The organism is Petrotoga sp. SL27 (genome assembly GCF_002924605.1).
GTDB classification, from domain to species: domain Bacteria; phylum Thermotogota; class Thermotogae; order Petrotogales; family Petrotogaceae; genus Petrotoga; species Petrotoga sibirica.
On sequence record NZ_JAIP01000023.1, the window covers coordinates 118869 to 130721 of the forward strand.

Genomic DNA, 11853 nt, shown 5'->3' on the forward strand with positions numbered 1-11853 from the left:
ACTTTTTTATTTAGCGTTTATTAGTAAATGAAACGTTTATTTTAAAAGGAGGAATAATACATGTCACTTACAGTCAAAAGTAGTTATGCTTTAAAGGCTTTGTTTGAATTAGCTGTATTAGCCAAAGATGAAAGAAGAGAAAAAGTGTCTATCAGAGAATTATCTGAAAGGCAAAACATACCAAAAGATTTTCTTGAAAAAATATTTATTGAATTACGTGATGCAGGAATAGTTAAATCTATTAGAGGTAAATTTGGTGGATATGCTTTAGCTAAAAATCCAGAAGATTTACGTTTGAGTGAAATTATTCAAGTTTTAGATAAACCACTTCAATCCTTTGATTGTATTGTTGGAGAATGTTCCATGGAAATAGAGTGTGCTGTTGAATTTGTTTGGAAAAGGGTTAATAATTTTATCTTGTTGGAATTAAGTAAAATGACCTTGCAAGATATAATTGATTACGGAAGAAAAATAGCAAAGATCAAGAGGTCAGAAAATGAAGGAGGTAGATTAAAAAAAATAAATGTCCAATAAAAAGGTATTAATGCTTATGAGTGGTGGGGTAGATAGCTCTGTCGCTGCCTATCTTTTAAAAGAACAAAATTATCAAGTTATAGGACTTCATTTCAAAACGGTAAGCGATGTTATTTTTTCATTGATCCCTGAAAAAAAGAAGGTTTGTTGTAGTCCTTCAGATACACAAGATGCGTTAAAAATTGCAAATAAGTTAGATCTTGACGATTTTCAGATTGTTGATATAAAAAAGGAATTTAAAGACAAAATAATCAATTATTTTATCAATACCTACAAAGAAGGTGAAACACCCAATCCTTGCATGTTATGCAACAGATTTTTTAAGTTTGGAAAGGCTTTAGAGATTGCTAATACCTACGGCGCAGATTTGGTTTCCAGTGGTCACTATTTAATAAAAGAGTATTCTAAAAAATATTCTACTTATATTATTAAAAAAGGTGTTGATCAATACAAAGATCAGTCATATTTTCTATCTTATATAGACAAAAATACTCTTCCTTATTTGTACTTTCCCTTAGGGAATATGTATAAAGTTCAAATAAGAGATATAGCAAAAAAAATAGGATTAAGTGTGGCAAATAAGCCTGACAGTCAAGAGTTGTGTTTTATTCCTGATAACGATTATAGAAGATTTCTAAAACAACATGGGGTTAACCCAAAAGAAGGAAAAGTTTACGATCTAGAAGGAAACGAAATAGGCACACACACAGGATACATGAATTACACTATTGGGCAACGTTCCGGGATAAGCTACTATAAAAATGCAGATGTGAAATTACATGTTTATAAAATAATCCCCCAAAATAATATTCTCATCGTTGCTCCTACTGAAAAAATGTATTCTAATGAGCTTATTGTACAAGACGTTAACTTTTTTGTGGATTTCGATCAAGTAGAAGGCTTTTGTAGAGTTCGAAAGAAAAGTGAAGAAAAGCCGGCAGTTGTTAATAAGATTTCTGATAATACTTTAAAAGTGAGTTTTAAAGAACCTATATTTGCTGTTACACCTGGTCAATTTGCAACAATTTATGACGAAAGTGGAGTTGTTTTAGCTTCTGGCGTAATCAATTAATTAATATTTAAAGGAATGGGGGAATTTTGATAATGGGAATTAGGGACGCAGCCTATCCAGGTAGTTTCGATCCAATAACCTTTGGACATGTGAATGTTGTCAAAAGAGCAAGTGAAAGGTTTGACAATCTTTATGTTGTTGTGGTTAATAATCCAAACAAAAAGTATCTTTTTTCTCTCCAAGAAAGGATGGAAATGGTAAAAAAGGATTTAGATGGCATAAAAAATGTTGTTGTTGATTCTTATGACGGTTTGTTGGTCGATTATTTAAAGAAAAATAAGATATATAATCTAATAAGAGGTTTAAGGGCGGTCAGTGATTACGAATATGAACTACAAATGGCAAACGCAAATCATATGCTTTTTCCAGAGTTAGAGATTTTCTTTCTCATGGCTGATACAGAATTTTCTTACATTTCTTCATCTATGATCAAAGAAATCGCCTCTTACAATGGAAGCGTTAGCAAGTGGGTATCTAAGTTTGTTGAAGCAAAGTTACAAGAAAAACTATTAAAAAAATAGTAATAAAATAATAATTTTCTTGTTTTAATATTCAATTAGTTGTGTTAAAATACAATGGTTTTATCGACCATCATGGTTGGCAGAGGAACGGAGCGGGGCGAAGGGGCGCTAACACTAGGTTTTAGAGTTTTTAAAGTCAGAATTAAAAAGCATTAGGAGGTATTTTAAATGGACGTATCAATTGAAAAAATAAAGAATCTTAGGGCTTCAACAGGAGCAGGAATGTTGGATTGTAAAAATGCTTTAGAAGAAGCTAACGGGGATATAGATAAAGCCGTTGAAATCTTGAGAAAGAAAGGTGCTATAAAAGCTGCAAAAAAAGCTGGAAGAGTCACTAATGAAGGAATTGTATACTCTTATATTCATCATAATGAAAAAATTGGTGTCTTGCTATTGTTGGGATGTGAAACTGATTTTGTAGCTAGAACAGATGATTTCCATGACTTAGCTAAGAAGATTTCTCTGCAAATTGCTTCGATGAAACCAAAATGGATTTCAAGGGAAGAAGTTCCTCGAGAAATTATCGATAAAGAAAAAGAAATTTACATGGAAGAGTTAAAAGAGTCCAACAAACCGGAAAATATCAAGGAAAAAATTGTAGAAAACAAATTAGAAAAGTTCTACACTGAAAATTGTCTTCTTGATCAAGAATATGTTTTTGGTGAAGGGGAAAGTATAAAAGATATTATTAGTTCTATGATAGCTAAAGTAGGAGAAAATATTACAGTAGATAAATTTGCTAGATTCGCAATAGGTGAATAACAAAAAGGTGGAGGTTTCCACCTTTTTTGCTCTGTTTATGAATTAGATTTACTTTCTAGTGTAATTAAGATTTTATTTTTAAAGGGAAAATCTGTGAAACTCTTTTGTCTTAGCGAAGCATGTTTTTGGACAATTTCATCATTTTGGTGGTTAGCTGCGATCTGAATGGGCTCTAACAATAATTTTTTAGAATTTTTTAAAAGACATTAATCACATTTCAAAAAGGAGGGCCTATGTACAAAAGAGTATTACTAAAATTGAGCGGGGAATCTTTGAGTGGCGAAGGGGGAAAAGGGTTTTCTGAGAAAACGTTAACATATTTGGTGAATGAGGTCAAGAAAATTCATCAGTTAAATATTAAATTGGGGATCGTTGTCGGAGCTGGAAACATATTTAGAGGGAAAGAGCTGAAAGATTTCCGAATTCAAATGGCTGATCAATTAGGAATGCTGGGCACCGTCATAAATTCACTGTATCTTAAAAACGTTTTTGAAAGCAATGGTTTGAAAAGTATCGTAGTTTCGCCCATTGTAAATTTGCCTTCTGTAATGCCGCTCAAATATGATTTTATTGAACAGTGTTTTGAAGCTGGTTATATTGTCTTATTTGGTGGGGGAACTTCCAACCCTTTGTTCACTACGGATACTGCTGCCGCCTTGAGAGCGATAGAAATGAATGCAGATATACTTATTAAAGCTACGAAGGTCGATGGTATATACGATAAAGATCCAAAATTATTCGAAGATGCCAAAAAATATGACAACATAACTTTTGAACAAGCAATTAAAGAGCAAATAAAAGTAATGGATACAGAGGCTTTTTCAATATGTAAAAAAAATAATCTTTCCATACTGATTATTAATTTTTTCAAAGAAGGGAACTTGCTTAAAGCTGTAGAAGGAGAGAATATAGGCACTAAAGTCAACTACTAACAAATTCTCATTTAAGTGCCAGTTCTATTCGAGATTTTAACAAAAATATAAAAAGATAAATTTCAGGAGGTGTTCATTAATGGAAAAGTTTTATGATGAAATAGTATCAGTAAAAGCCAGAGAGGTATTAGATTCAAGGGGAAATCCAACCGTTGAAGCCGAGGTCACATTATCTACAGGTGTAACGGGCTCAGCTATTGTTCCTTCAGGTGCTTCAACAGGTAAATTCGAAGCCTTGGAATTGAGAGATGGTAACAAAGATTATTACCTGGGAAAAGGTGTTACTAAAGCGGTGAACAACGTAAACAACATTATTGAGCAAGAAGTCGTTGGATTGAACGCCTTTGATCAAGTTAACGTTGATAGAGTGATGTTGAACTTAGATGGAACAGAAAACAAAGAAAATCTTGGCGCTAATGCAATATTAGCTGTTTCTATGGCTGTGGCAAGAGCTGCAGCAAACTCCTTAGGTCTTCCTCTTTATAAGTATTTAGGTGGAGTGAACGCCAAAGTTTTACCCATACCAATGATGAATATAGTAAACGGTGGACAACACGCTGATAATAATTTAGATATTCAAGAGTTTATGATCATGCCTGCCGGATTTGATTCATTTAAGGATGCTTTGAGGGCAGGAGCAGAGGTTTTTCATAATTTAAAAAATATTTTGAAAAAAGAAGGGCACATAACTTCTGTTGGAGATGAAGGTGGTTTTGCTCCAAATTTAAGTTCGAATGAAGAAGCTATAAAATATATTATTAGAGCCATACAAGCTGCTGGTTACGAACCTGGTAAACAAATCTTCATCGCTATGGATGCGGCTGCTTCTGAGTTTTACAATGAAGAGACAAAGAAATACTCTGTTGATGGGAAAGATATGAGTTCGAATGAATTAGCAGATTATTATATATCATTAATTGATAAATATCCTATCAAATCATTAGAAGATCCTTTCGATCAAGAGGACTGGGAAGGTTACTCTGAATTCACTGCAAAGGTGGGAGACAGGGTACAAATAGTTGGTGATGACTTATACGTTACTAATGTTAAAAGATTGCAAAAAGGTATAGATTTAAAAGCTACAAACTCTATTTTGATCAAATTGAATCAAATAGGGAGTGTAACAGAGACTCTCGATGCAATTGAATTAGCCTACAAAAATAATATGACTGCCGTTGTATCCCATCGCTCTGGTGAAACAGAAGATACCTTTATCGCTGATTTAGTTGTTGCCGTAAATGCAGGCTTTATTAAAACAGGATCCCTTTCAAGAACAGACAGGATAGCAAAATATAATCAGTTGTTAAGAATCGAAGAAGAACTCGGTACAACCGCTCAATATAGAGGATTGAACGCTTTTTATTCTATTAAGAAATAGTGAATATTTTAAGATTATTAAAAAAACCGGTGATTTCTTTTTTCACCGGTTTTTATATATATATATATATATTTCTTATAATACTTGAACGAGTTTTTTTTTCATACAAAATCAATTCTTTTTACCTGATAATTCATCTCTTTCAATTTATTTGTGAGATACTGCGTTTTTAATTTAAAATAATCGGTGTTATTCTCCAACTCAAAACTTATATAAACTTCTTTTTCCAGATTTTGTATAAGGGCATCTATAACTCCGAAGTTGTGAGTAAGAAGGATTAAATTCAATTTTTGATTCATCGCCTCTTTCTGGTAATTTTTTGAATTGTTTTGATATTCTCTATCAATCGTAAAAAATATAGGCATCCCAAAGATCGAAAAAAACATCAGTGGCGTTTTTGTTTCTAAGCTTAGATTTTTAATAGTTAAGTAAGAAATTAATGTTTTATCCACTATATTATTTTTTTTGATAATTTGGGATTCATTTTTATTAAGCAAGATATTCTTATCTTTCTCTTGCAAGGTTAATAATTCTTTCATTAGCCTTATCTCGTTCTTAGAGAAAAAATCCGGATTATCCCTTTTAGAGATATATGCTCTTATCATATCTACGATTTTATTGGCAGAATGAGAGGGAGATAAGACGAAGTTCAAGTTATCTTTAAAGGATTTTACAAGTGCAGTTACAATCTTTTCTGTTAGTTTTTTAAAGGAAGTTATTTCGCGGGTTTCCAAATTATCAAATTTTAAGTTTTTCAATTGTGTGTTTAGGGTTCGAAAAAACTCTGAAAGCCATATGGATGCTTTCATATTTTGTGTATCTGTGAACTTAGGAGTTTTAAGGTTAATAGTATCGATATTTTTAAAGTTTGGAAATTTTAAACTTAATTTAAAACCATCTGTTGATGACTCACCTAAATATTTCATCTTAATTGAAGTATCTACACTATTTGCTTTATCTTGCGATTTTAGAAAATTCAAATTCACTCTAATACCTGATTTGATATTTTGATTACTTTGATTTTCTAAAAAGAAAAAAGAATCTTTAACACCTATTATAACTATGTTATCCTTTGAATAAAGAACTGTACCTACTAATCTATTAATATTATTTTTCTTTGCGTATTCAAATAAAAAGGAATTATTTTGAGAAAAAATCAGGTTCAACAATTTGCCATACATATTTATTACCTACTCTTCAGATTCATCAAATAGTCCTAATTCCAATGATTTTTTTACAGATTTATAACGTTTAATTTTGGAAGTAACTAACTTTTCCGAAGTCAATAATTTTTCTTTCATCATTATGTACCTAACTTTATTGGGTTCAGTGAAGTACCAATTATTTTTAGAAGATGAATATTCTGGTACGTTTACCTTGTATTTTGTTCCAATTACTGCCCGTGATTCTATTTTTTCAATAGCTTTAATTTTTTTTAAATAAGTGATAGCATTTTGTGTTCTTCCAATGCTAATATTCAAATTCGAAGCTATTTCTCGCACGCTAGTATGGGTAACTGTATGATCGTATCCAAGCCCGTAGCTCATGTTGTACAAGTATAGATATACCTTTGCAAAGGAAGATGGAGTTAGTTGCAATATGTACATAAGTACCTTTTCTGGAATCTGTATAAAAGGTCTAACGGGTCTATATTCAAATAAATTTACTTTAGTATCTTTTTCCCCACTTGTTCTAGGCATTAGCTTTTTTCCTCCCATTCTTCTTTACTGATAACTTCCCCATTTTCAAGGATGTATTCTTTTAATTTATAATTTCTATCAAAAGTGGCAGAAAGGTGTATTTTGTTAAAACAGTTTGAACCTATATATTCTTTATTTATTTTGTACTCACCTGTATCGTAATCCGTAATAAAATCGTATCCTTTTCTAAGATGACTTCTGAATTTTTCTCCACATTTTGAACATTTGAAATATATAACTATTGCATTTTTTTCATCGTAAAAAGCAGTGTTATTAGAAGTTTTGAAATTGTTTGACCTGTTTCTTTTAAAAAAGTTAAACATTGCGAATGTCCTCCTTTTTGAAAAACTCAATTATTTTTTAAAATGTACAATTAATTCTTAATCGATATTCAGATTATATCATAATTTATACGTTAAGTTAAATATATCAGATTATGGACAATTAGAAAAAACTAACGGTAAATGAAATCAATTAAACGCGAAAAACTAAAGAAAACATTACTTGAAAATAAAACAAAATTAAAGTATAATAAAAGTTAAAGTTTAATTAAAAATCACATTCAATTCTAAAGGGGTGATTATTAATGGAAGATAGCACAACAAAGATCGTAGAAGTAGAAGAAGAGAGAGAAACAGGAACAGAATTTTTATACAAGCTTGAAGACAAACCTCCTTTTTATGAGACCGTTGTTCTGAGTATTCAGCATGTGTTAGCGATGTTTGTAGGTATCATCACTCCACCCTTGATTATTGCGGGTGTGGCAGATCTAAATCCTTTGGAAACCGGATATTTTGTAAGCATGGCTTTGATTATTTCTGGGGTAACTACTTTTTTTCAAGTAAAACAATTAGGACCTTTTGGTAGCGGTCTATTGGCAGTACAAGGAACAAGTTTTACCTTTGTTCCCATGGCAATTGTTGCAGCCAATGTAGGAGGATTACCTTTAGTACTTGGTATGGCTCTTATTACTTCTCCAGTTGAAATGATTTTGAGTAGGTTTTTAACACAAACTAGAAAAATTTTCCCTCCTGTAGTGTCCGGCACAGTTGTCATGTTAATAGGTTTAGGGCTGATACGAGTAGCTATAACAGATATTGGTGGAGGGGCTGGAGCAACCAATTTTGGGAGTGCTCAAAATTTATCCATGGCTTTGTTTGTATTATTAGTCATTGTAATTGCAAATGTATATGGGAAAGGTATTATAAAAGTAGGAGCTATAGCAATTGGTTTAGTAGTAGGATACCTCGTTGCAATACCGCTGGGTATGGTGAATTTTGCTCCAATTGTAGAAGCTGGATGGGTAACAGTCCCTATCCCATTAAAATATGGGTTATCATTTAATTGGGCACTTATCATTCCTTGGATTTTAGCTTATATTATTACTACAATTGAAACAGTAGGTGACTTGACAGCAATTGCAGAAGTTAGTTGTGAACCAATTGAAGGTGAAGTACACGATAAAAGATTAAAAAGAGGAGTTTTATTAGATGGTGTGGGTAGCGCTTTAGCAGCTATTTTCAACACCCTTCCTAACACAACTTTTAGTCAAAATACTGGAGTTATACAATTTAGTAAGATTGCGAGTCGAGTCGTTGGATATGGTGTGGCACTTGTTTTGATACTATTAGGTATCTTTCCTAAGATTGGTGCTTTAGTGAGTGTTATGCCTAAACCTGTTTTAGGGGGGGCGACTATAGCACTCTTTGGAATGGTTGCAATGGCAGGGATGAGAATAGCGGTAAAAGATGGACTAAACGATAAAAAAATGTTTATATTAGCATTTTCTTTAGCTTTGGGATTAGGAGTTACATTTAGGCCCGATATAGTGAATCAATTACCTGAATGGATGTCAGTTATCTTTTCTTCTAACATTACTGTTGGATTTTTAACCGCTTTTATTTTAAATCTCATTATACCAGAACCCAAAAAAATGAATCAGAATAAGGCCTGAGTCTGCGGAGTACTTTATCCAGATAAATTTAATTGTTAATACATATGATCGTTTATATATCGTTCAGAATAAGATTTTAATTATTCAATCAAAAAGAGTTATAATAATAATTTAACCAAGAAAAAAGATTTTGATTTTAAAGAGGTATCAAGGTTAACCCGTGTGGTTTCTTTTGGAAGATAATTCAAAAAATATTTAAAAACCAAGGAGGAATAAGATGATAGATTTTAGTATTGACAAAGAGGTACTCAAAAAAGCGGTAGAAAGAGCTAAAGAGAATAATATTATTATACCAACCTTTGAACAAATGCGAGATCCAACCTTGATCCCTGATAAAATCAAACAAAAGCTTAAGAATATAGGACTATGGGATGTTAACTCATACAACTTATTTAGAATAACTTGGAAAAACGAACCGATTGCAAAAGGTGGTTTATATGGCAATGTAAATTACTTTGAGTTACCATCTGAGTTAACAGGCGTTAAAGCTCGAATAGTGGCATTAGTCGGTAAATGGTTCCCAACTGGTTCACACAAGGTTGGTTCCACATTTGGTTGCCTTGTACCAAGGCTTGTAACGGGTCAATTTGATCCTACTACTCAAAAAGCCGTTTGGCCTTCAACAGGTAATTACTGTCGTGGAGGTGCCTATGACGCTCAGCTTTTGGGATGTGAATCCATAGCTATATTGCCTGAAGGTATGAGTAGAGAAAGATTCGAATGGTTATCAAAAGTTGCAGGGGAAGTAATTGGAACACCCGGAAGCGAGAGCAATGTAAAAGAGATATTTGATAAATGTAATGAATTAAAGTCTACTCACAACAATGTGGTTATTTTCAACCAGTTCGATGAAATGGGCAATCGTTTGTGGCATTATGTAGTTACAGGTCCCGCTATGGAAGAAGTCTTACAAAAAATTATGGGGGAAAAAGACAGATTGGCAGGAACCGTCCTCACTTCAGGATCATCTGGAACGTTAGGTTCAGGAGAATATTTAAAATCTATATACCCGAATAGTAAATTAGCTGTCTCGGAGGCGCTGCAGTGTCCTACCTTATTGTACAACGGATTTGGTGCCCATCGAATTGAGGGAATAGGAGATAAACATGTGCCTTGGATCCATAACGTTAAAAATACCGATATGGTTATGGCGATAGATGATAATGATGCTATGAATTTAATAAGGCTTTTCAATGAACCTGAAGGAAAAGAGTACTTAAGAAAACAAGGAGTTCCTTCATCTGTTGTAGATAATTTATCTTTACTTGGAATCTCTTCTATTGCAAATGTTCTGTCCGCTATAAAATTTGCCAAATACTATGAATTAACGGATAAAGATGTTGTGATGACAGTATTCACTGATTCAATGGAATTATATCGCTCAAGACTTAAAGAGTTACAAGAACAAAAGGGTAGATACAGTGAACAACAGGCTGCTATAGATTTTAACAGGCATTTGATGGGGGTAAAAACAGACTTTATTCAAGAATTGAGTTATTATGATAAAAAAAGAATACATAATTTGAAATACTATACTTGGATAGAACAGCAGGGTAAAGAACTAGATGAATTAAACGAGCAATGGTACAACGATGAAGAATACTGGGGTAACGCATTTGAAATTGCAGACAAAATAGATCAACTAATAATAGAATTTAACAAAAAAACAGGATTGTTAGACTAGATTGGAGGGGAGAAAACTGAAATATGTAAAAGATTTGGTGTGTATTTCTTGTAGGGAAAAATACGAAGCTTTGCCTACACAATATCTTTGCCCAAAATGTGGAGAAAAAGGTATTTTAGATGTTGAATATGATTATGAAAAAATAAAAAAAGATTGGAACAAGCAAGATTTAAAAGCGAATCCCGATCCATCTATATGGAGATATTCACCGCTCTTACCAATAGATCCTAACACCCCTAAACCACCTTTGAGGGTGGGAGGAACGCCTCTATACAAAAGTAATATTATGGCAAAGCTACTAGGTATAGAAACTATTTACATAAAGGATGATGGTTTAAACCCAACAGGTTCATTGAAAGATAGAGCCTCGGCTATAGGTGTTGTAAAAGCACAAGAGGCGGGCATGAACATCGTTGCCTGTGCTTCCACTGGGAACGCTGCCTCTTCGTTGGCGGGGAACATAGCGTCTATGGGAAATGAAATGAAGGCTGTTATTTTTGTTCCCTCGCGAGCCCCCATCGGAAAGGTCACTCAGTTGTTAGTTTTTGGAGCTTTGGTTTTATCAGTAAAGGGGTCTTATGAAGAAACTTTTTATCTCTCCCAAGAAGCTATTGATAAGTGGGGATGGTATAACAGAAACGCTGCTATTAACCCTTATTTAGTTGAGGGCAAAAAAACCGCTTCGATAGAAATAGCCGAACAATTAAACTGGCAAATGGTTGATTGGTTAGTTTACTCTGTGGGAGATGGTTGTACACTAGCAGGTGCTTGGAAAGGAATGTATGATTTAAAACAAATAGGTTTCATTGATAAGTTACCGAGGTTATTAGGAGTACAATCTGAAGGTTGTGCACCAATAACTGAAGCTTTTAACAAAGGTACAGAACTGATTCCTGTTCCAGAAAACACAATCGCGGATAGTATTGCTGTTGGAAAACCTCGAAATTATATAAAAGCCATCAAGGCTGTTAAAGATTCTAATGGTGATATGATCAACGTAACAGATGAGGAAATATTAGATATGATGAAAGTTTTAGGTAAGAATACTGGCATTTTTGGTGAGCCAGCGGGAGTTGCAGGAGTGGCTGGTATAAAAAAGGCTGTTGAAAAAGGTATAATAAAACCTTCTGAAAGTGTTGCAGTTGTTGTTACTGGCAATGGATTAAAGGATATAAAAAATGCTGAAAAAGCTGTAGGAGCCCCTTTAACTGTGCAACCTAATTTAAAAAAATTATCCCAATTATTAAAGGATTATAATTTTTAATAATTTATTTAATACATGAACGATATATTTTAGTATCATAAATCAAAACACA

At 33.0% G+C, this 11853-nt stretch carries 12 protein-coding genes; 9 read left to right on the forward strand and 3 right to left on the reverse strand.

Annotation, left to right across the window (positions count from 1 at the left end):
* The first annotated feature begins 60 nt into the window (after positions 1 to 60).
* The 6 genes from AD60_RS08525 (at position 61) to eno (ending at position 5199) form a co-directional block, all read left to right on the forward strand.
* Positions 61 to 534, forward strand: coding sequence for an Rrf2 family transcriptional regulator (locus AD60_RS08525; RefSeq protein WP_103877322.1), 474 nt, complete (start codon positions 61 to 63; stop codon positions 532 to 534).
* Entirely contained in the window at positions 524 to 1606 is a 1083-nt protein-coding gene (mnmA, locus tag AD60_RS08530) for a tRNA 2-thiouridine(34) synthase MnmA (RefSeq protein ID WP_103877323.1), read from the forward strand. Before AD60_RS08525 ends, mnmA begins: the two co-directional genes overlap by 11 nt.
* Before the next feature lie 32 nt (positions 1607 to 1638).
* Entirely contained in the window at positions 1639 to 2127 is a 489-nt protein-coding gene (gene coaD, locus AD60_RS08535; RefSeq protein ID WP_103877324.1) for a pantetheine-phosphate adenylyltransferase, read from the forward strand.
* Positions 2128 to 2295: 168 nt separating this feature from the next.
* Entirely contained in the window at positions 2296 to 2889 is a 594-nt protein-coding gene (gene tsf, locus AD60_RS08540) for a translation elongation factor Ts (RefSeq protein ID WP_103877325.1), read from the forward strand.
* A 233-nt stretch (positions 2890 to 3122) separates the two neighbouring features.
* A complete protein-coding gene (gene pyrH, locus AD60_RS08545; protein ID WP_103877326.1) occupies positions 3123 to 3821 on the forward strand; it encodes a UMP kinase in 699 nt (232 codons plus the stop codon).
* Positions 3822 to 3900: 79 nt separating this feature from the next.
* A complete protein-coding gene (gene eno / locus AD60_RS08550) occupies positions 3901 to 5199 on the forward strand; it encodes a phosphopyruvate hydratase (protein WP_103877327.1) in 1299 nt (432 codons plus the stop codon).
* A 101-nt stretch (positions 5200 to 5300) separates the two neighbouring features.
* Here eno and AD60_RS08555 read toward each other — a convergent pair whose 3' ends face one another.
* Genes AD60_RS08555 through AD60_RS08565 form a run of 3 tightly spaced genes read right to left on the reverse strand, consistent with a single transcriptional unit; the run spans position 5301 to position 7222 of the window.
* A complete protein-coding gene (locus tag AD60_RS08555) occupies positions 5301 to 6380 on the reverse strand; it encodes a hypothetical protein (protein WP_103877328.1) in 1080 nt (359 codons plus the stop codon).
* A gap of 9 nt (positions 6381 to 6389) precedes the next feature.
* Entirely contained in the window at positions 6390 to 6899 is a 510-nt protein-coding gene (locus AD60_RS08560) for a hypothetical protein (RefSeq protein WP_103877329.1), read from the reverse strand.
* Positions 6899 to 7222 (reverse strand): hypothetical protein, encoded by a 324-nt coding sequence (locus AD60_RS08565; RefSeq protein WP_103877330.1) that lies wholly within the window; start codon positions 7220 to 7222, stop codon positions 6899 to 6901. The genes AD60_RS08560 and AD60_RS08565 overlap by 1 nt, the downstream gene beginning before the upstream one ends.
* 263 nt (positions 7223 to 7485) lie before the next feature.
* Between AD60_RS08565 and AD60_RS08570 the strand changes: the two genes are divergently transcribed.
* The 3 genes from AD60_RS08570 (at position 7486) to thrC (ending at position 11801) form a co-directional block, all read left to right on the forward strand.
* Positions 7486 to 8853, forward strand: a complete 1368-nt coding sequence (locus AD60_RS08570; protein ID WP_103877331.1) for a uracil-xanthine permease family protein — start codon at positions 7486 to 7488, stop codon at positions 8851 to 8853.
* A 217-nt stretch (positions 8854 to 9070) separates the two neighbouring features.
* A complete protein-coding gene (locus tag AD60_RS08575; protein WP_103877332.1) occupies positions 9071 to 10537 on the forward strand; it encodes a pyridoxal-phosphate dependent enzyme in 1467 nt (488 codons plus the stop codon).
* A gap of 16 nt (positions 10538 to 10553) precedes the next feature.
* A complete protein-coding gene (gene thrC, locus AD60_RS08580; protein ID WP_166667751.1) occupies positions 10554 to 11801 on the forward strand; it encodes a threonine synthase in 1248 nt (415 codons plus the stop codon).
* Positions 11802 to 11853: the final 52 nt, after the last annotated feature.

What these genes read in the sequence shown, in the direction of transcription:
- tsf (WP_103877325.1), top strand. Translation starts at nt 2,296, where the DNA reads ATGGACGTATCAATTGAAAAAATAAAGAATCTTAGGGCTTCAACAGGA.
- mnmA (WP_103877323.1), top strand. Translation starts at nt 524, where the DNA reads ATGTCCAATAAAAAGGTATTAATGCTTATGAGTGGTGGGGTAGATAGC.
- AD60_RS08555 (WP_103877328.1), bottom strand. Translation starts at nt 6,380, where the DNA reads ATGTATGGCAAATTGTTGAACCTGATTTTTTCTCAAAATAATTCCTTT.
- AD60_RS08525 (WP_103877322.1), top strand. Translation starts at nt 61, where the DNA reads ATGTCACTTACAGTCAAAAGTAGTTATGCTTTAAAGGCTTTGTTTGAA.
- eno (WP_103877327.1), top strand. Translation starts at nt 3,901, where the DNA reads ATGGAAAAGTTTTATGATGAAATAGTATCAGTAAAAGCCAGAGAGGTA.
- AD60_RS08570 (WP_103877331.1), top strand. Translation starts at nt 7,486, where the DNA reads ATGGAAGATAGCACAACAAAGATCGTAGAAGTAGAAGAAGAGAGAGAA.
- coaD (WP_103877324.1), top strand. Translation starts at nt 1,639, where the DNA reads ATGGGAATTAGGGACGCAGCCTATCCAGGTAGTTTCGATCCAATAACC.
- AD60_RS08560 (WP_103877329.1), bottom strand. Translation starts at nt 6,899, where the DNA reads ATGCCTAGAACAAGTGGGGAAAAAGATACTAAAGTAAATTTATTTGAA.
- pyrH (WP_103877326.1), top strand. Translation starts at nt 3,123, where the DNA reads ATGTACAAAAGAGTATTACTAAAATTGAGCGGGGAATCTTTGAGTGGC.
- AD60_RS08565 (WP_103877330.1), bottom strand. Translation starts at nt 7,222, where the DNA reads ATGTTTAACTTTTTTAAAAGAAACAGGTCAAACAATTTCAAAACTTCT.
- AD60_RS08575 (WP_103877332.1), top strand. Translation starts at nt 9,071, where the DNA reads ATGATAGATTTTAGTATTGACAAAGAGGTACTCAAAAAAGCGGTAGAA.